This is a genomic window from Streptomyces sp. NPDC091376, assembly GCF_044757085.1.
GTDB classification, from domain to species: Bacteria; Actinomycetota; Actinomycetes; order Streptomycetales; family Streptomycetaceae; genus Streptomyces; species Streptomyces pratisoli.
The window spans coordinates 557,370-576,859 of the sequence record NZ_JBIVUF010000002.1; the positions used below are offsets into that span (position 1 = coordinate 557,370).

The following is a 19,490-nucleotide window of genomic DNA, read 5'->3' on the forward strand; positions in this document are numbered from 1 at the left end:
GGACCGGCCTGGTCGGGGACGAACCGCGGTGTCGTGCGCCCATCATAGGAATGCGGATCGTGCTGTGTGATGCACCAGGGGTGCTGAATCCGGGTACACCCCCGGTTCATCGACTGTTTCGCCCCAATTGCGTTGGTCTAGTCCTGAGAAGAAGCCCGTGGGGCACTCACGGTCGTCCGTGGTGAACGCCGCTGTGACGACGTCCGGACGATGAGTTCGGTCGGTATCACCTGCTCGACCGGACGGTTGTCGCCGATTCCCTCGATCGCGTCGATCAGTAACTGGACGACGGCGGTGCCGATGCGCCGCGGCTTCAGCGAAAGGGTGGTGATCGGCGGTTCCGTGTTGGCGTACATCGTGGACTCGCTGCAGCAGACCAGCAGCAGATCCTCGGGGACGCGCAGTCCGTACCGCCGGGCGGCGGCGAGCAGATCGGTGCCGTTGGGGTCGAAGAGCCCGTAGACGGCGTCGGGCCGGTCGGGCCGGGCGAGGAGCCGGTCGGCGGCGACGGCCCCGGCGCACGGATCGTGCGCGGGGTACGCCTCGTAGACCGGATCCTGGCCGACCCGCTCGCACCAGCTCAGATACGCCGTGGTCGAGAGCCGGGTGTAGGTGTCCGTGGTGGTCCCGGTGAGCAGACCGATCCGGCGGGCCCCGCCGGCGGCGAGGTGGTCGAGCAGATCGAGGACGGCGGCCTCGTGGTCGTTGTCGACCCAGGCGGTGACCGGGAGCGTGCCGGCGGGGCGGCCGTCGGAGACGACGGGCAGACCCTGGCGGACCAGTTCGGTGACCACCGGATCGTGGTCGGACGGGTCGATGACGACGGTGCCGTCGAGCGCGACGTTCGACCAGACGTCGTGGCGCGAGGTGGCGGGGAGGATGACGAGGGCGTATCCGCGGGCGAGGGCGGCGGAGGTCGCGGCTCTCGCCATCTCCGCGAAGTACGCGAACTCGGTGAAGGTGAAAGGTTCATCCCCGTACGTGGTCACCGTCAGGCCGATGAGCCCGGACTTGCCGGTACGGAGTGTGCGGGCTGCGGCCGACGGGCGGTAGCCCAGCCGGTCTGCGACCTCGCGGACGTGTCGGCGGGTGGCGTCCGGGAGCCGGCCCTTTCCGTTCAGTGCGTCTGAGACAGTCGTGATGGAGACACCGGCTGCGGCGGCTACGTCCCGGATACCCGCCCGGCCTGGCCGGCTGCCCCGGCGTGATGTCTCCGTCCGGCTCACCTGGTGCTTCCCTGCTGCTGTCATGGCAGGCCGATAGTAGGGCGATGGCGGACGGTTGAGCCGCCAGCATATGCAGTCGTTGACAGGCACGTTTCTGCATGGCTTGATGCGGTCAATTACCTTTGAAACAAAGGGAGTTGGAAGGTCCAACGCTGGTCTCACGGTTGTCGACCGGCATGGGCCTGCCGAATGGTCGAGGTCTCGAAGAGGTCTCAACTCACTACTACGAGGGATGCGCGCCACGGCGTGAGCCACCGGCGCGCGGTTGATCGGAGAGCGCTCCCCCCGGCTCCGGCATTCCCGGCGTTCCGGGCTCACCCATTCGCAGCGGCCAGGAATCCTCATAGGGTGAGCAGTATTGGTGAGCATGTATGACGGTCGAGGAGGACCTGCGGTGAGCGAGACGAGCCCCAAGCTGCGCGCCGAGCTGGACGGCATCCCCACGTACAAGCCGGGCAAGCCCGCCGCTGCCGGCGGCCCGGTCGCGTTCAAGCTCTCCTCCAACGAGAACCCCTACCCCCCGCTGCCCGGCGTGATGGAGACCGCGATCGCGGCCGCGGGCACCTTCAACCGGTACCCGGACATGGCCTGCACCGGCCTGATGAACGAGCTCGCGGACCGCTTCGGGGTGCCCGTCTCGCATCTGGCGACCGGCACGGGATCGGTGGGTGTCGCCCAGCAGCTGCTGCAGGCCACCTCGGGCCCGGGCGACGAGGTGATCTTCGCCTGGCGGTCCTTCGAGGCGTACCCGATCATCACGCAGATCAGCGGTGCCACAGCGGTGCCGGTGCCGTTGACCTCGGGTGACGTGCACGATCTGGACGCGATGGCGGACGCCGTCACCGACCGTACCCGGCTGATCTTCGTCTGCAACCCGAACAACCCCACCGGCACGGTGGTGCACCGGGAGGAGCTGGAGCGGTTCCTCGACCGGGTCCCGTCCGACGTGCTGGTGGTCCTGGACGAGGCGTACCGCGAGTTCATCCGGGACGCCGCCGTTCCCGACGGCATCGAGATCTACCGCGAGCGGCCGAATGTCGCCGTGCTGCGCACCTTCTCCAAGGCGTACGGCCTGGCCGGGCTGCGGGTCGGTTTCGCGGTCGCCCATGAGCCGGTGGCGGCCGCGCTGCGGAAGACGGCGGTGCCCTTCGGCGTGAGCCAGCTCGCCCAGGACGCGGCGGTCGCCTCGCTGCAGGCGGAGGACGAGCTGCTGGGGCGGGTCGGCTCGCTGGTGGCGGAGCGGACGCGGGTGTACGACGGGCTGGTGGATCAGGGCTGGACCGTGCCGCCGACGCAGGCGAACTTCGTCTGGCTGCGGCTCGGGGAGCGCACGGTCGACTTCGCGGCGGCGTGCGAGCGTGCTGGCGTCGTGGTGCGGCCGTTCGCGGGCGAGGGTGTGCGGGTCACCATCGGCGAGTGCGAGGCGAACGACGTGTTCCTGCAGACGGCGGAGGCGTTCCGCAAGGAGATGTAGCCGCCGGTTGTGACCGGACGCCCGCACACCCGATCCCCGGGGTGCGGGCGTCGGTCTGTCGGGAGCCGGACGGCATCCCGACGGGTGGTGGCGTCGGGTTGATGGCGGTCAGGGGACCCCCCTTGACGGTGCGGATTTCGTATGGGTCATAATTGCTTGTGAATGTGAACGCGTTCACAAGCGCGCCCTGAACCTCACGGAATGAGGTGAATTACAGGGCAAGCTGTCGGGGCACACGCTGTGACCACGCGGTGACGACGCCGACGTAAGGAGAGACGACGTGGACCTAGCTCTGGCGCCAGAGACGCTGGCGCGCTGGCAGTTCGGCATTACCACCGTCTACCACTTCCTCTTCGTGCCGCTGACCATCTCGCTCGCCGCGCTGACGGCCGGCCTGCAGACGGCCTGGGTGCGGACCGAGAACGAGAAGTACCTGAGGGCGACCAAGTTCTGGGGCAAGCTCTTCCTGATCAACATCGCGATGGGCGTGGTCACCGGCATCGTGCAGGAGTTCCAGTTCGGCATGAACTGGTCCGACTACTCGCGCTTCGTCGGCGATGTCTTCGGAGCCCCGCTCGCGTTCGAGGCGCTGATCGCCTTCTTCTTCGAGTCCACCTTCATCGGGCTGTGGATCTTCGGCTGGGACAAGCTGCCGAAGAAGATCCATCTCGCCTGCATCTGGATGGTCTCCATCGGCACGATCCTCTCCGCGTACTTCATCCTGGCGGCCAACTCCTGGATGCAGCACCCGGTCGGCTACCGGATCAACAAGGAGAACGGACGGGCGGAGCTCACCGACTTCTGGCTGGTGCTGACCCAGAACACCACGCTCACCCAGGTCTTCCACACCCTGTCCGCGGCCTTCCTCGTGGGTGGCGCGTTCATGGTCGGCATCGCCGCCTTCCACCTGCTGCGCAAGAAGCACATCCCGGTGATGAAGAGCTCGCTGCGGCTCGGCCTGGTCACCATCGCCGTCTCGGGTCTGCTCACCGCCATCAGCGGCGACTTCCTGGGCAAGGTCATGTACGAGCAGCAACCGATGAAGATGGCCGCGGCAGAGGCCCTCTGGGAGGGCGAGCAGCCGGCACCGTTCTCCGTCTTCGCCTACGGGGACGTGGACAAGGGGCACAACAAGGTCGCCATAGAGATTCCGGGCCTGCTGTCCTTCCTGGCCCACAGCGACTTCACGTCGCACGTGCCCGGGATCAACGACACCAACAAGGCCTTGCAGGAGAAGTTCGGGCCGGGCGACTACCGGCCCAACATCGCCGTGGCGTACTGGGGCTTCCGCTGGATGATCGGCTTCGGCATGACGTCCTTCGCGATCGGGCTCGCCGGACTCTGGCTGACCCGGAAGAAGTTCATGCTGCCGCCGGCACTGCGGGTGGGCGAGGACGAGGTGCCGCATGTGGTGCTCTTCAAGAAGCCGCTCGGGCCGAAGCTCACCAAGCTGTACTGGCTGGCCGCGCTCTGGACGCTCGGCTTCCCGCTGATCGCCAGCTCCTGGGGCTGGATCTTCACCGAGATGGGGCGGCAGCCCTGGGTCGTGTACGGCGTGCTCCGCACCCGGGACGCGGTCTCCCCCGGTGTGTCCCAGGGTGAGGTGCTCACCTCCATGATCGTCTTCACGGCGCTCTACGCCGTGCTCGCCGTGATCGAGGTCAAGCTGCTGGTGAAGTACGTCAAGGCAGGACCTCCGGAGCTCAACGAATCCGACCTCAACCCGCCCACCAGGATCGGCGGCGACGACCGTGACGCCGACCGGCCTATGGCCTTCTCGTACTGAGACCGAAGGACTGGGAGCTGAGGCATGGAACTCCACGACGTCTGGTTCGTACTCATCGCCGTTCTCTGGACCGGCTACTTCTTCCTCGAAGGCTTTGACTTCGGGGTCGGCATTCTGACCAAGCTGCTCGCCCGGAACCGGGTCGAGAAGCGCGTCCTCATCAACACCATCGGTCCCGTCTGGGACGGAAACGAGGTGTGGCTGCTGACGGCGGGCGGTGCGACGTTCGCGGCCTTCCCGGAGTGGTACGCCACGCTCTTCTCCGGCTTCTATCTGCCGCTGCTGATCATCCTGGTCTGTCTGATCGTGCGCGGAGTCGCCTTCGAGTACCGGGCGAAGCGGCCGGAGGAGCGGTGGCAGCGCAACTGGGAGCAGGCGATCTTCTGGACCTCGCTGGTTCCGGCGGTGCTGTGGGGTGTGGCCTTCGGGAACATCGTGCGCGGCGTGAAGATCGACCAGGAGATGGAGTACGTCGGCACCTTCGGCGACCTGCTGAATCCGTACACCCTTCTCGGCGGACTGGTGACCCTGACCCTGTTCACCTTCCATGGCACGGTGTTCGTCGCGCTGAAGACCGTCGGGGACATCAGGGAGCGGGCCAGGAAGCTGGCGCGGAAGCTGGGTCTGATCACGGCCGTGCTGGCGTTGGGCTTTCTGGGCTGGACACAGGCCGACAAGGGCGACGGGATCAGCCTGGTCGCGATGATCATCGCCGTGGTCGCGCTGGTCGGGGCGGTCGGCGCGAATCAGGCAGGGCGCGAAGGATGGTCGTTCGCACTGTCGGGTCTCACGATCGTGGCCGCAGTGGCGATGCTGTTCCTGACGCTCTTCCCGAACGTCATGCCGTCGTCGCTCAACGAGGAGTGGAGCCTGACGGTGACCAACGCCTCGTCCAGCCCGTACACGCTGAAGATCATGACGTGGTGTGCGGGGATCGCGACGCCCGTGGTCCTGCTGTACCAGGGCTGGACCTACTGGGTGTTCCGGAAGCGGATCGGCACACAGCACATCGCGGATCCGCACTGAGTTCCGCGTTCCGCAGGGGCCGCCCGGCCCCCTGCCGGCCCCTGAGTGAGGGATGTTTCACGTGAAACCCATCGACCCGCGTCTGCTCCGGTACGCCCGGGCCACCCGCCTCTTCATGGCGGCCGTGGTGGCCCTCGGCCTTGCCGGGGCGGCGCTGGTCGTCGCCCAGGCGATGCTCATCGCCGAGGTGGTGGTCGGAGCCTTCCAGCAGGGGCTGGACGTCTCCGAACTGTGGAATCCGCTGGTGCTGCTTGCGGCGGTCGCGGCGGGGCGCGGACTGGTTGCCTGGCTGACGGAGCTGGCCGCCCACCGAGCGAGCGCGGCGGTCAAGTCCGAGCTGCGGATGCGGTTGCTGGAGCGGGCCGCAGCGCTGGGGCCGGGCTCTCTGAGTGGGCAGCGAAGCGGTTCGCTGGCGGCCCTCGCCACCCGAGGGGTGGACGCACTCGACGACTACTTCTCCCGCTATCTGCCGCAGTTGGGGCTCGCGGTGGTGGTCCCGGTCGCGGTGCTTGCCCGGATCGTCACCGAGGACTGGGTCTCTGCGGCGGTCATCGTGGTGACCCTGCCGCTGATTCCGATCTTCATGGTGCTCATCGGCTGGGCCACGGAAGCCCGGATGAACCGTCAGTGGAAGCTGCTGTCACGGCTGTCCGGGCACTTCCTGGATGTGGTCGCGGGGCTGCCGACGCTGAAGGTCTTCGGACGGGCCAAGGCGCAGGCCGAGTCGATCCGGACGATCACTTCCGAGTACCGGCGGGCGACGCTGAAGACGCTGCGGATCGCGTTTCTGTCGTCGTTCGCGCTGGAACTGCTGTCGACCCTGTCGGTGGCACTGGTGGCGGTCGGTATCGGGATGCGGCTCGTGCACGGCGACCTGGATCTCTACACCGGCCTTGTCGTGCTGATCCTCGCGCCCGAGGCGTATCTGCCGCTGCGGCAGGTCGGGGCGCAGTATCACGCGGCGGCGGAGGGGCTCTCGGCGGCGGAGGAGATCTTCGAGGTGCTGGAGACCCCGGTCCCGGCGGGTGGTACGGCTCCGGTGCCGGGTGCGAGGGGCGTACGGCTGGGGCTGGACTCCGTGACCGTACGGCACAAGGGGCGGTCCGCTCCTTCGCTGGACGCGGCGTCGCTGGTGGTGGAGGACGGCGAGATCGTCGCGCTGGTCGGACCGAGCGGGGTCGGGAAGTCGACTCTGCTGGACGTGGTGCTCGGGTTCGTGCAGCCGGACGAGGGGACGGTCCGGGTCGGCGGCGCGGGGGAGGCACCGGTCGATCTGGCGTCCGTGGACCGCGGGGCCTGGCACGGAAAGATCGCATGGGTGCCTCAGCGGCCCTATCTCTTCGCGGGAACGGTCGCGGAGAATGTGCGGCTGGCACGGCCCGGCGCGAACGACGCGGCGGTCATGGCCGCGCTGCGGGACGCGGGTGCGTACGACTTCGTGGCCGGGCTGCCGCAGGGGATGGAGACCGTCCTCGGCGAGGACGGCGCGGGCCTGTCGGCCGGTCAGCGCCAGCGCCTCGCTCTGGCCCGGGCCTTCCTGGCGGACCGGCCGCTGCTGCTGCTCGACGAGCCGACCGCGGCGCTGGACGGGGAGACCGAGGCGGGCGTCGTGGACGCGGTGCGGAGGCTGGCGCGGGGGCGGACGGTGCTGCTGGTCGTCCACCGGCCGGCGTTGCTGTCGCTGGCGGACCGGGTGGTCGAACTGCGCCCCGCCGAGACCTTCGTCGATGCGGGGTCCCAGGTGTCCCCCGCCCAGGCGGTCCTCGAAGGGGTGGACCAGGGATCCCCCGGCGCTTCCCGTGTTCCGCGGCCGTCGGGCTCGCCGGAGAGCACGGGCCGGGAGGACGGTCCCGCCCGCGTGCACGAGTCCGGCGGGGCCGGCGGCGGGACCTTGGCGCGGGTGCGGGGCTCGGCCGGGGAGTTGCGGGGGCGGCTCGTGGCCGGGCTGCTGATCGGCAGCCTGGCCCTCGGGTCGGCCGTCGGGCTCATGGCGGTGTCCGGGTGGCTCATTTCGCGTGCCTCGGAGCAGCCGCCCGTGCTGTACCTGATGGTGGCCGTCACGGCGACGCGGGCCTTCGGGATCGGGCGGGCCGTGTTCCGGTACACGGAGCGGCTCGTGTCGCACGACGCCGTGCTGAGGATGCTCGCGGATGTCCGGGTCAACGTGTACCGGCGGCTGGAGCGGATCGCGCCCGCCGGGCTGCGGCGTACCCGAAGCGGCGATCTGCTGTCCCGGCTCGTCGCAGATGTCGACGCGCTCCAGGACTACTGGCTGCGCTGGCTGCTGCCCGCGGGGGTGGCGGTCGTCGTCGGAACCGCCTCGGTCGGGTTCACGGCGTGGCTGCTGCCCGAGGCAGGTGCCGTCCTGGCCGTCGGGCTGCTGGTCGCCGGCGTGGCCGTGCCGATGGTCAGCGGGGCGTCGGCCCGGCGGGCCGAACGCCGGCTCGCTCCCGCTCGCGGGGTGCTGGCCTCCCGGGTCGTCGATCTGCTCAGGGGCACGGCCGAGCTGACGGTCACCGGAGCGCTCAAGCGCCGCATGAGCGCGGTGCGGGAGGCCGACCACGCGCTCACACGGATCGCCTCGCGCGCCGCGAGCGCCACCGCGCTCGGTGGCGGTCTGTCCGCGGTGGCCTGCGGCCTGACCGTCGCCTTCGCCGCGTACGCGGGTGTCGCCGCGGTGCACTCGGGCCGCATCGAAGGCGTCGAACTCGCCGTCGTCGTGCTGACCCCGCTCGCCGCGTTCGAGGCCGTCGCAGGGCTTCCGCTCGCCGTGCAATACCGGCAGCGGGTGAAGCGCAGCGCCGAGCGGGTCTTCGAGGTGCTCGACGCCCCGGCGCCGGTGCACGAACCCCTGGAGCCGGCCCCCGCGCCCGCGTCCGCGTTCCCGCTGGAGTTGCGTGGTCTCACCGCGCGCCACGCCGACCAGCAACAGGACGCGCTCAGCGGCCTCGATCTGACGCTCACGGCCGGACAGCGGATCGCCGTCGTCGGGGTCTCCGGCTCCGGCAAGACCACTCTCGCCCAGGTGCTGCTGCGCTTCCTGGACGGGCGGGCGGGTACGTACAGGATCGGCGGGACGGACGCGGCCGCGCTCGACGGGGACACCGTCCGCCGCTTCGTCGGACTCTGCGCCCAGGACGCCCATCTCTTCGACAGCTCCATCCGCGAGAACCTCCGGCTCGCCCGTACCGGCGCCTCCGAGGACGAACTGCGCGCGGCACTCGCCGCCGCGCGGCTGCTGGACTGGGCCGACGCTCTCCCCGACGGACTCGACACCCTCGTCGGCGAGCACGGTGCCCGGCTCTCGGGAGGCCAGCGCCAGCGCCTCGCGCTGGCACGTGCGCTGCTCGCGGACTTCCCCGTACTGCTTCTCGACGAGCCGGCCGAGCATCTGGACCTCGCCACGGCGGACGCCCTGACCGCGGATCTGCTGGCCGCGACCGAGGGACGGACGACGGTGCTGATCACCCATCGGCTCCGGGGCCTCGACGCTGTCGACGAAGTGCTGGTGCTGGACGAGGGCCGGACCGTACAGCGCGGACCGTACGCGGAGCTCGCCGACGCCGACGGCCCTCTGCGCCGCCTGCTGGAGCGCGAGCGCGCCGCTGATCTGCTCGGCGAGCGGTTCAGAGAGCCGACTTTCCACGTGAAATAGGACTAACTACTCTCGTGGGCATGGCAGCGCCCGACCCGAGAGATCCCGTGGGCCCGAGAGATCCCGTGGACCCGAGCGACCCCGTGGACCCGAGAGACCCTGTGGAGCCGAGAGATCCGGAGGATCCGAAGGATCACCTCGAGGCCGCCACCCAGGCGACCCGGAGCCTCCAGGGTCTTGTCCCCGAACTCACCGCACGCCTGCCGCAGCTGCTCGAAGCCATGCGCTCCGTCGGCACCGGCCTGGAGTTGCACTCCACCCTCGACCGGATCTGCGAGACCGCCGCAGAGCTCGCCGGCGCCCGCTACGCCGCCATCGGCGTCGTCGGCGAGGGGGGCGAGGGCTTGTCGGACTTCGTGACGTACGGCGTGAGCGACGCGGTGAGCCAGGAGATCGGGCACCGGCCCGACGGGCGCAAGGGCCTGCTCGGCGCGCTGATCCACGATCCCGCCTCGATGCGGCTCGCCGATCTGACGTCGGACCCGCGCTCCTGCGGGTTCCCGCCCGGCCATCCGCCGATGCGGACCTTCCTCGGTGTCCCGATCAGGGTCCAGGGCGAGATCTTCGGCAATCTGTATCTGACGGAGAAGCGCGGCGGGGCCGAGTTCAACGACCACGACCTGCACATGGTCCGCGTCCTCGCGACCGAGGCGGGCATCGCGATCGGCAACGCCCGGCTGTACGAAGCGGCGCGGCAGCGCGAACGCTGGATCGACGGCTCGGTCGCCGTCACCACCGCGCTGCTGTCCGGCGGTGACGCGGAGGACGCCCTCGTCGTCGTCGCGGAACAGGCCCGCCGCCTCGCCGACTCGGCCGCCGGGGTCGTGCTGCTGCCGGCCGACGACGGCGAGCTCGAGGTCGTCGCCGTCTCGTCCCCGGTGCCGGACGTACCGCTGGGGGTGATCGTTCCCGCCGAGAGCCTGGTCGTCGAATCGCTGCTTGCGGGTGAGGCGGTCTTCGTCTCCGACGCTTCCACCGATCCGCGCATGGTCACCACGCTGGCGAGCCGGTTCGGTCCGTGCATGCTGCTTCCTCTGCAGAGCGGTGGCCGGGTGCTCGGTGCGCTGGTGACACCACGGGCTCGTGGGGCACGGCAGTTCACCGAGGCCGAACGGACTCTTGCCACCCAGTTCGCCTCCCAGGCGGCGCTCGCGCTGATGATGGCCGAGGCCCAGCGGGACCGTGAGCGGCTCGCCGTGTACGAGGACCGGGACCGGATCGCCCGCGACCTCCACGATCTGGTGATTCAGCGGCTGTTCGCCACCGGGATGATGCTGGAGAGCGCTTCGCGCAGGTCGGTCGCGTCCGCGGTCCAAGAAGGGGTCGGCAAGGCGGTCGACGAACTGGACGTCACCATCCAGGAGATCCGCACCGCCATCTTCGCGCTCCAGCAGGGACCCGCTGAAGCTCCGTCAGGGCTGCGCACCCGGGTCCTGCGGGAGATCAACATGGCGGCCGTGCCGCTCGGCTTCAAGCCCTCGCACCGCTTTCTGGGACCGGTCGACTCGGTGGTCGGTGAACTCACCGGGAAGAACCTCATCGCCGCCCTGCGCGAGGCGCTCTCCAACGCCTTCCGGCACGCCGACGCCTCCCGTATCGAGGTCGTCGTGGATGCGACGCTACGGCTCGGCGGCAGGGATGACGAGGAGGGCGGGGCCGAGCGTGAGGCGGCGGACGGGGTGCGGCTGTCGGTCGCGGACGACGGTGTCGGCATCCCGGAGGGCGGACGGCGCAGTGGGCTCCGCAATCTCCAGCGACGCGCCGAATCGCTCGGCGGGTCGAGCTGGTGCGCACCGGGGATCGCCGAGGGCGGCGGCGGTACGACGGTGATCTGGCAGGCTCCGCTCCAGGCGCAGGCCGCACCCGCGGCGCCGCCCGCGCCGCCTGACGCCCCTTCCGCGGAGGAACGGCCGGAGGTCTGACGGCCCGGAGTCCCCGGCCCGGAGTCCGCGTACGGGAGGTCACCGGCGGGATTCCGAGCCGAGGTCCCGGTCGGCCTGTCCGGCGGGAGGTCCCCGGCGGTCGTCTCCGGTGGGACTGTCCGGTCGAGGCCGCCGGTCGGAGTCATCGCCGGGGACCGAGCGGGACTCGGGCCCGATGTCCGATGCCTCGTCAGGACCGGGCTCGACACTCCGTCAGGACCGGGCTCGACACCTCGTCAGGAACCGGTGCGGAGGCCGGTCGGGAGCTCCGCGCGGCTGGGCCGGTTGGCCGTACGAACCAGGCAAAATGTGGCAAACCCCCCGGATCCGATGTGACGATCCGAGCATGGGACACCAACAACGCGACTGGCGCCGAAGGCTTTTCACGCCATTGCTGTGTGCGCTGCTGTCCTCGATCGCCCTGCTCCCCGCGCCGCCCGCGTCCGCCAGCGACGGGCCGAGCGTCAGTGTCGAGGTGGCCCAGCTGCTCGATGAGGTGGGCAAGGCCAGTGCCTCGTACGAGCGGGGACTGAGCGCGTCCGTCGCCGAGCGCGCCCGCGTCGATCAGCTGCAGTGGCAGCTGGCCGACCGGCGGCGCGAGCTCAGGAAGCTGCACGACAAGCTCGGCGCCGTGGCCCGGGCCCAGTACCGCAGCGGCGGCGACCTGGCGCCCACGATGGAGCTGATGTTCGCCGACGACCCCGACGAGCTGCTGCGTGGCCAGCGGTTGTTCGAGAAGGCCCAGCTCACCATGGACCGGCTTCTCGACGGGGCCAAGGAGGCCGAGGAGCTCACCGCGGTGGCGGAGGAGAAGGCCCGTGAGGCCTGGTACCGCCTGGACGCGCGCACGGCGGAGCTGGCGAAGATCAAACGAGGCATCGAGAGCAAGCTGGAGTCGGCGCGCTGGTCACTGCAGGCGCAGGCGGACCGCAGCGCGGCCGCCGGTCAGTGCGCGGGCGCGGTCCGGCTGCCGCAGTCGGAGCTGCCGGAGGGGTCGGCGTGGGTGACGCCGGTCGAGCACTACTCGCTGTCGGCCGGATTCGACAGCGCGGGTCAACGCTGGGCGCACCGCCACACCGGGCAGGACTTCGCCGTCGGTATCGGCAGCGCGGTGCGGGCGATCGGCGCGGGCCGGGTGGTCTCCGTCTCCTGCGGCGGAGGTTTCGGCATGGAGGTGGTCGTCCAGCACAACGACGGCTGGTACACGCAGTACGCGCACCTCGCCGCGGTCACGGTCGACCAGGGTGACCGGGTCCGTACCGGGGAGTGGGTCGGTCAGGCCGGCACCACGGGCAACTCGACGGGGCCGCACCTGCACTTCGAAGTGCGGCTCACTCCCTACTTCGGATCCGCGGTGGACCCGGTGGCCTGGCTGCGGAAACGGGGAGTCTGGCTCTAGCCGTACGGCGGGCTCCGCCGCACGGCTTCTGCCGGTGGCTCGGCGGGCCGGCTGGGCGCGCGGCCTGGCCGGCCGTCGGCCGCCTAGGACTGCGGTCGGGCTAGCACCGCGGTCGCGGCTAGGACTGCGGCCGGGCTCCGCTCGCGGCCAGTATCCGTTCGATGACGACCGCCACGCCGTCCTCGTTGTTCGCGACGGTCCGGCCTGAGGCGGCGGCTATGACGTCGGGGTGGGCATTGCCCATCGCGAACGACGTGCCCGCCCAGGTCAGCATCTCGACATCGTTCGGCATGTCCCCGAACGCGACGACCTCGTCCGAGGAGATCCCGCGCTCCGCACAGCACAGCGCGAGTGTGGACGCCTTGGACACGCCGGGACCGCTCACCTCCAGCAGTGCGCTCGGGCTGGAGCGGGTGATGGTGGCGAGGTCCCCTGCGGCCGTACGGGCCAGGGTGAGGAAGCCGTCGGGCGTCAGCTCCCCGTGGCGTGCGAGCAGTTTGAGCACCGGAGCGGCGGAACCGGGCTCGTCCTCGTGGAGCAGCTTCTCGACGGGGGCGACCGTGGCGGCCGGGTCGAGGTGGAACGGGGGGTACTCCGGCTCGTAGTGGATACCCGTGGCCGTCTCGACCGCGAACGAGGTGCCGGGTGCGGAGTCGCGCAACCGCTGTACGACGTCGAGCGCGATGGCGCGGTCCAGCGGGCGGACCTCCAGCAGCTCCCCGCCGGCGTGGAGATCCACCACCGCCGCGCCGTTGGCGCAGATCGCCAGCCCATGACCGTGTACGTGGTCGCTGACGACATCCATCCAGCGCGCCGGACGACCGGTGACGAAGAAGACCTCGATCCCCGCATCCTCCGCGGCGGCGAGGGCGGCGATGGTGCGCTCGGAGACGGACTTGTCGTCGCGCAGCAGGGTGCCGTCGAGGTCGGTGGCGATCAGCCGGACGGTGGCGGGCAGCGGGAGAGGATCGGTAGCTGAGGTCACCCACGCATTCTCCCGTACCAGGCGCACTACCGTGCAGGGGGGCGCACATGTGAGTACACGCCCCCTGGCGGGGAGTAACCGTGCTGCTTCCCGGGGTCTCCCGGATCAGCACAGCTGTCCCAGGGCCTCCGTGGCGATTCGCTCGAAGACTGCCTGGTCAGCGGCGAAGACCGAGTCCGCGATGGGCCAGTGGACGACGATCTTGGTGAAGCCGAGTTCGGCGTGCCGGCCGGCGAAGTCCACGAACGCGTCCAGGGGAGTCCAGCGGACGGCCCCGCCGGGGCGCGGCGAGGGCCGGGTTGAAGTCGGGGGTGAAGCCGGTGAGCAGGATCTCGTCGAGTTCGGCTGCGTCCCGCCAAGTCTTGAAAGAACCGGAAATTCCAGACGAATGTCAAGAAGCGCGGCTGGACGATCGACTACGACATTCTCAAACAGAGCGCAGAAGGAGCACTTGTGGACATTGTTCTGGACCCGCCTCGCGGCGCCGGGCCCGTACGGCTGGGAATGTCCCTCGACGAAGCGGTCGCGGCGGTGTCCCCGTGGGGGCACCACGAGATCGAGCAGGACGAGGACGAGAAGACGATCTACACCTCCTGCGGCAACGTGCGCGTCAACGTCCTGCTGGAGGAGTCGGGCAAGGCAGTCACCGCAGTCGAGTTGTGGTGGCCGGGTGAGGGTCGGGAGGCGGACGTGCGGGTCCTTCTCGACGGCGACGACGTCTTCGCCACCCCCGCCGAGGACCTGTTCCGTCGGGCGGCCGAGCGCGGCTGGACCGTCGACACGTCCGAGGCCGAGTACCCCTTCGTTCCCGGTGTCTCCCTCGGCTTCACCCGGCAGACGACCCAGGAGGTGCCCCGCACAGCACAAGGGCTTCCGGTTTACGTCACCTCGGTCCTGGTCGGGGGCGAGCACTACTACGACTTCCGCCTGGTTGATCACTGACCTGAACGATGCGTGTACTGCGGGAGACGGGCCGGTTCGCGACAGGGTGGGTCCGGTTGTCACTCCGACCAAAGTCGTATCTCCCTGATCAGCGGAAACGGGATGCGGTGCACGGTGCGGCACCTCACCGTGTGGGCTTGCCGGCCTCGTGGGAAACACTGCTGGGTCCGACGTAGGCTCGGTGCAATGAGCCTGCGCCTGAGCACCGTGATCCTGCCTGTCGACCCCTGGCACGAGGGAGGCCGCGCCAAGTGGCAGCGAGCCGAAGAACTCGGCTTCCACGCCGCCTACACCTACGACCACCTGTCCTGGCGGACCTTCCGCGACGGCCCCTGGTTCGGCGCCCTGCCCACCCTCACCGCCGCCGCCACGGCCACCGAGCGGCTTCACCTGGGCACCCTCGTTACGTCACCCAATTTCAGGCACCCCGTGACGCTCGCCAAGGAGCTGATCACGCTGGACGACGTCTCGGGTGGCCGGGTCACGCTCGGCATCGGGGCGGGCGGCAACGGCTTCGACGCCACCGTGCTCGGCCAGGAGGCGTGGACGCCGAAGGAGCGGGCGGACCGGTTCGAGGAGTTCCTGCCGCTGCTCGACCGACTGCTCACAGAGGGTGCGGTGACGGAGCGGGGCACGTTCTACTCGGCCGACGAGGCCCGCAACATCCCCGGCTGCGTGCAGCGCCCGCGGCTGCCGTTCGCGGTGGCGGCGACCGGCCCGCGCGGACTGAAGCTCGCGGCCCGCCACGGGCAGGCGTGGGTGACGACCGGCGACCCGAAGCTGTACGAGGAGGGGACCCCGGAGCAGTCGCTGGAGGCGCTGCGCGGCCAAGTCGAGAAGCTCGGCAAGGCGTGCGTGGAGATCGGCCGAGACGTGGCGGAGCTGGAGAACGTCCTGCTGACCGGCTTCACCCCGGACCGCAACCGCCCCCTGGAGTCCGTGGACGCCTTCGTCGACTTCGCCGGCCGCCACCGCGAGCTCGGCTTCACCGAGATCGTGCTCCACTGGCCTATTGCGGACTCCGATTTCGCGGCTGACCAGGCTGTCTTCGAGAAGATTGCCACCGACGCCGTCGCCCAGCTCGGCTGAACCGACATCGGCGCGTAGCAGCCTCTGGACCTGCCCGCTCCGGCCATCTCTGAGGCTGTCCCCGGTTCGACGTTGGCGCTACCCGCCAACGGGTGACTGCGGGAAGCCGTCGTGGGCGGGCTATCGGCGTCTCGGGCCGGGGGCGCACCAGCAGATAACGCTAAGTCACAGGTCAGGCTGCGGTAGGTGAACGAAGCTTGACTGAGGTCAAGAGCGTGCCGAGGCGAAGTCTGTCGGTGGCCGCCGCGGCGGCGGTCAGCGTGGGCACGGCGCCGTACCAGGGTCCGTCGCGAAAGATTCGCCACGCCAGGTGGTCATAGGTGTACGCGGCGTGGAAACCGAGCTTCTCGGCGCGCTGCCACAGTGCCCGGCCCCTCCTCGTTCCAGCGGTGCACGGGAAGGATCACGGTGCTGAGGCGCAGAGGAGACGTCATGCGCTCCAATGCACGTCGGTCCTGTCGTGGCCCCGCTCTGCACAGGGCGGCGGCGGACAGGGGGTGAGGGTCAGCCCGGGAAGCGCAGGAACTCCGGCGGAACCGCGTCCGTGAGCCAGACGCCGTTGGCGCTGACATGGAAAGAGTGCCCGGCGCGGTGCATCGCGCCCGCGTCCACGGAGAGCACGACGGGCTTCCCCCGGCGGGCGCCGACCCGCGTGGCCGTCTCGCGGTCGGGGGACAGGTGGACATGGTGGCGCGCCATCGGGCGCAGCCCTTCGGCCCGGATCGCGTCCAGACTGCGTCCGACCGTGCCGTGGTAGAGGTACGCGGGCGGCTCGGCGACGGGCAGGTCCAGATCGACCTGCACCGTGTGGCCCTGATTGGCACGGATCCGGGCGCCCTCGATCATGAAGCGCCGTTTGTCGTTGGCCGCGACGACGTGGTCGAGCTCGTCCCGGGTGATGCGGAAGCCGTGCGCGGCGGCAGCCCGCAGCAGCTCGTCGATCTCGACCCAGCCGTTCGGATCCAGGGTGAGCCCGATCCGCTCCGGTTGATGCCGCAGATGCTTCGAGAGGTACTTCGACACCTTGATGGTGCGTTGTTCGTCCATGTCTTCAGAGTGCCGTCGGATGTCGACGCACCGCCACGCGATTTTCATCCGGACGATGGTGATCGAAATGTTTGTTCCACAGCCAAGTCAGGTTATCCACAAGGGAATTGACGACTCTGTGGACAACGAGCCTTTGGTTCACAGGGTTTGATCAACAGTGGTGTCTTTGTGGTGGTTTGCCGTAAGTGCGTCCAATGTCCGTGTGTGTACCTCCCGTTCAGCGGCAGCGGCGATGAACGCCGTCGCATTCCCCGGGCCAACCAGCCGATGAACGGCCCGAATCGTGTCCGCGGGCAGTATCACGGTCTGCTGTTCATCCTCCTGCGTCAACGGCGTCTCCGCCCCCAGATGATGCTGAAGGTGCCGGGTCGCGAACAGGCGCATCGCGCGGGCCAGTTCGGCATCGACGGTCTGCTGGGCGAGCGGCCGCAGCCGGCGAACCATCGACGCCGCCTCCGCCGCATCGGCATCCGTCGGCGGCCGGTGCCCGAGGTACCGGGCGAAGACATGCTCCGTGGTGAACTCCAGGAAACGGGAGGCGATGTGCTCCACCTGACCGCGAAGTTCCCGCAGATGTCCGGAGATTGCGGACAGCGGAACCCCCGCCGCGAACAACTCGGCGGCGACCGCCAGCTCTTGAGGGCTCGGCACCAGGAACTCGTCGTCCCGTCCGGGGACGCGCTCCAGCACGCCGAGCTCCACCGCCTCGGTGATCGCCTCCTCGTCCGGCTTCCCCCCGAAGGTCTCGTACAGCTCGGCGCGCGTGATCCGGTCCGCCTCCTCGTCCGTCCAGGGGCCGTGGACCTCCGCGACCAGTCCGAGCACCCCGCCCAGACCGCGCCCCGCGTCCCAGGCCTCCAGCAACTCCTTGATCGAGGCCAGGGTGTATCCCCGGTCGAGGAGATCGGCGATCTGCCGCAGCCGGACCAGATGCGAGTCCCCGTACACATTGGCCCGGCCCCGCCGCACCGGCTTGGGCAGCAGTCCGCGGTCCTGGTAGGCGCGGATCGTCCGGACCGTCGCACCGCTGTGATGCGCGAGGTCCTCGATCCGGTACTCCGCTGCATGCTCCCCGGACACGGCTACTCCTCACTGCCCCATGACACCCTGCTTCGCGACGGCTCCGCCCGGCGGGCAGAGCCTTCGCGGCGAGACCACATCATGGCCGCTCACAGCGGGGGCTCCAACCTGGCTATCGCCCGCAACGCCCCGGGGTGCAAACGGGACAGAAGACGGGCACCACGGGCCTCCGGGGTCACCGGCATCACCGCCCGGTTGTCCACCACCGCGCGCAGGACCGCCTCGGCGACCCTCTCCGGCGGATAGTTGCGCAGCCCGTACAGCCGGGAGGTCTTCCTCTGCCGGCGCTGCTGCTCCTCCTCCGAGACCCCCGCGAAGCGCGCGGTCGCGGTGATGTTCGTCTTCACGATGCCCGGGCAGATCGCCGAGACGCCGATGCCCTGTCCGGCCAGCTCCGCCCGCAGACACTCGCTGAGCATCAGCACCGCCGCCTTCGACGTCGCGTACGCGGGCAGGGCCTTGGAGGGCTGATAGGCCGCCGCCGAGGCCGTGTTCACGATGTGGCCGCCCTGGCCTCGCTCCGCCATCTGCCTGCCGAAGACGCGGCAGCCGTGGATCACGCCCCACAGGTTGACGTCGAGGACCTTGCGCCAGTCCTCGCTCGTCGTGTCGAAGAACGAACCGGAGAGACCGATCCCGGCATTGTTGACCAGCACATCCACGACGCCGTACTCGGCGGCGACCTTTCCGGCGAGCTTCTCCATCGCCGCCTCGTCGGCGACGTCCACCGTCTCCGGCCATGCCGCCGGCGCGCCGATCAGTCGGCACATCTCGGCGGTCCTGGCGGCGCCCTCGCCGTCCCGGTCGACGGCGACGACCCGCGCGCCCGCCTCGGCGAAGGCGAATGCCGTGGCCCGCCCGATGCCGCTGGCCGCGCCCGTCACGAGCACCAACTGGCCGCCGAACCGCTCCACATACCGACCGGACGCCGTGATCGCGGGAGCCTGCCAGGCCGGCCCGCCCTCCTCGTGGGCCGTCACGAACTCGGTGATCCACGAAGCCAGCTGGTCCGGCCGCGTGCGCGGAACCCAGTGCTTGGCAGGCAGCGTCCGGCGCACCAACTTCGGGGCCCACACGGCCAGATCGTCGTAGAGCCGCTCGGAAAGGAAAGCGTCACCGGTGGGTGTGATCAGCTGGACCGGGACGTGCGCGTACGCGTCGGTGCGGGGCCGCCGCAGCCGGGCCCGGACATTGTCCCGGTAGAGCCAGGCGCCGTGCGCCGCGTCGGACGGCAGCGACGCCGTCGGATAGTCGCCACCCGGTACCTTCTCGATGCGCTGCAGGATCTTCGGCCACTGCCTGCCGAGCGGCCCGCGCCACGCCAGCTCCGGCAGCACCGGCGTATGCAGCATGTACACGTACCAGGACTTGGCGCCCTGGCCGAGGAGCTGGCCCACCCGGCGCGGGGTGGGCCGGGTCATGCGCTGCTTGATCCAGTGCCCGAAGTGGTCCAGCGACGGCCCGGACATCGAGGTGAACGAGGCGATCCGCCCCTCCGTCCGCTTCACCGTCACGAACTCCCAGGACTGCACCGAGCCCCAGTCGTGCCCCACCAGATGCACCGGACGATCCGGGCTGACCGCGTCCGCGACCGCCAGGAAGTCGTCCGTCAGCTTCTCCAGCGTGAAACCGCCGCGCAGCGGCACCGGAGCCGTCGAGCGACCGTGCCCGCGAACGTCGTACAGCACCACATGGAAACGCTTCGCCAGTGTGGACGCGACCTCGGACCACACCTCCTTGCTGTCCGGATAGCCGTGCACCAGCAACACCGTCGGCTGGGTCTCGTCACCGAGCTCGGCGACGCACAGCTCGATCCCGCCCGTACGCACCCGACGCTCGCGCGCGCCCTCGATCCCCAC

Annotated in this window: 12 protein-coding genes and 3 pseudogenes; 8 read left to right on the plus strand and 7 right to left on the minus strand. The window is 69.9% G+C overall.

Features of this window, described 5'->3' with window-relative positions; all coding sequences use genetic code 11:
• Window positions 1–137 precede the first annotated feature (137 nt).
• A complete protein-coding gene (locus ACIQMR_RS06885) occupies window positions 138–1,250 on the minus strand; it encodes a LacI family DNA-binding transcriptional regulator (RefSeq protein ID WP_358665213.1) in 1,113 nt (370 codons plus the stop codon).
• 370 nt (window positions 1,251–1,620) lie between these two features.
• Here ACIQMR_RS06885 and hisC point away from each other — a divergent pair, with 370 nt between their 5' ends.
• The 6 genes and pseudogenes from hisC (at window position 1,621) to ACIQMR_RS06915 (ending at window position 12,488) form a co-directional block, all read left to right on the plus strand.
• A complete protein-coding gene (gene hisC / locus ACIQMR_RS06890) occupies window positions 1,621–2,700 on the plus strand; it encodes a histidinol-phosphate transaminase (RefSeq protein ID WP_401383753.1) in 1,080 nt (359 codons plus the stop codon).
• A 280-nt stretch (window positions 2,701–2,980) separates the two neighbouring features.
• The gene (locus ACIQMR_RS06895; protein WP_401383756.1) at window positions 2,981–4,486 is read left to right on the plus strand and encodes a cytochrome ubiquinol oxidase subunit I; all 1,506 of its coding nucleotides are present in this window, start codon (window positions 2,981–2,983) and stop codon (window positions 4,484–4,486) included.
• Between the two features lie 24 nt (window positions 4,487–4,510).
• Window positions 4,511–5,512, plus strand: coding sequence for a cytochrome d ubiquinol oxidase subunit II (gene cydB, locus ACIQMR_RS06900; protein ID WP_401383759.1), 1,002 nt, complete (start codon window positions 4,511–4,513; stop codon window positions 5,510–5,512).
• Window positions 5,513–5,573: 61 nt separating this feature from the next.
• Complete coding sequence (cydD, locus tag ACIQMR_RS06905) at window positions 5,574–9,167, plus strand: thiol reductant ABC exporter subunit CydD (protein ID WP_401383760.1); 3,594 nt, start codon at window positions 5,574–5,576, stop codon at window positions 9,165–9,167.
• A gap of 20 nt (window positions 9,168–9,187) precedes the next feature.
• Window positions 9,188–11,014, plus strand: a pseudogene (locus tag ACIQMR_RS06910) (GAF domain-containing protein); the annotation flags it as partial.
• Window positions 11,015–11,435: 421 nt separating this feature from the next.
• Window positions 11,436–12,488, plus strand: a complete 1,053-nt coding sequence (locus ACIQMR_RS06915; protein ID WP_401383762.1) for a M23 family metallopeptidase — start codon at window positions 11,436–11,438, stop codon at window positions 12,486–12,488.
• A 118-nt stretch (window positions 12,489–12,606) separates the two neighbouring features.
• Here the strand turns inward: ACIQMR_RS06915 and ACIQMR_RS06920 are convergent, their stop codons facing one another.
• Complete coding sequence (locus ACIQMR_RS06920; RefSeq protein ID WP_401383764.1) at window positions 12,607–13,473, minus strand: HAD family hydrolase; 867 nt, start codon at window positions 13,471–13,473, stop codon at window positions 12,607–12,609.
• 105 nt (window positions 13,474–13,578) lie between these two features.
• Window positions 13,579–13,828: pseudogene (locus ACIQMR_RS06925) on the minus strand (LLM class flavin-dependent oxidoreductase); the annotation flags it as partial.
• Between the two features lie 98 nt (window positions 13,829–13,926).
• Between ACIQMR_RS06925 and ACIQMR_RS06930 the strand changes: the two are divergent.
• Window positions 13,927–14,415, plus strand: coding sequence for a hypothetical protein (locus ACIQMR_RS06930; RefSeq protein WP_401383767.1), 489 nt, complete (start codon window positions 13,927–13,929; stop codon window positions 14,413–14,415).
• A 186-nt stretch (window positions 14,416–14,601) separates the two neighbouring features.
• Window positions 14,602–15,504 (plus strand): LLM class flavin-dependent oxidoreductase, encoded by a 903-nt coding sequence (locus tag ACIQMR_RS06935; protein WP_401383770.1) that lies wholly within the window; start codon window positions 14,602–14,604, stop codon window positions 15,502–15,504.
• A 184-nt stretch (window positions 15,505–15,688) separates the two neighbouring features.
• On the opposite strand, the pseudogene ACIQMR_RS06940 reads toward ACIQMR_RS06935, so the two are convergent.
• The 4 genes and pseudogenes from ACIQMR_RS06940 to ACIQMR_RS06955 form a co-directional block, all read right to left on the minus strand.
• Window positions 15,689–15,938 (minus strand): annotated as a pseudogene (locus tag ACIQMR_RS06940) (LLM class flavin-dependent oxidoreductase); the annotation flags it as partial.
• A gap of 70 nt (window positions 15,939–16,008) precedes the next feature.
• The gene (locus ACIQMR_RS06945) at window positions 16,009–16,551 is read right to left on the minus strand and encodes an RNA 2'-phosphotransferase (protein WP_401383772.1); all 543 of its coding nucleotides are present in this window, start codon (window positions 16,549–16,551) and stop codon (window positions 16,009–16,011) included.
• A 138-nt stretch (window positions 16,552–16,689) separates the two neighbouring features.
• On the minus strand, window positions 16,690–17,631 hold the full coding sequence (locus ACIQMR_RS06950; RefSeq protein WP_401383774.1) for a MerR family transcriptional regulator: 942 nt from the start codon (window positions 17,629–17,631) through the stop codon (window positions 16,690–16,692).
• 89 nt (window positions 17,632–17,720) lie between these two features.
• A complete protein-coding gene (locus ACIQMR_RS06955) occupies window positions 17,721–19,490 on the minus strand; it encodes an SDR family oxidoreductase (RefSeq protein ID WP_401384106.1) in 1,770 nt (589 codons plus the stop codon).

Excerpts from the sequence above, each read along its gene's own strand:
- ACIQMR_RS06945 (WP_401383772.1), bottom strand. The coding sequence starts at position 16,551 with ATGGACGAACAACGCACCATCAAGGTGTCGAAGTACCTCTCGAAGCAT.
- ACIQMR_RS06935 (WP_401383770.1), top strand. The coding sequence starts at position 14,602 with ATGAGCCTGCGCCTGAGCACCGTGATCCTGCCTGTCGACCCCTGGCAC.
- cydB (WP_401383759.1), top strand. The coding sequence starts at position 4,511 with ATGGAACTCCACGACGTCTGGTTCGTACTCATCGCCGTTCTCTGGACC.
- ACIQMR_RS06885 (WP_358665213.1), bottom strand. The coding sequence starts at position 1,250 with ATGACAGCAGCAGGGAAGCACCAGGTGAGCCGGACGGAGACATCACGC.
- ACIQMR_RS06915 (WP_401383762.1), top strand. The coding sequence starts at position 11,436 with ATGGGACACCAACAACGCGACTGGCGCCGAAGGCTTTTCACGCCATTG.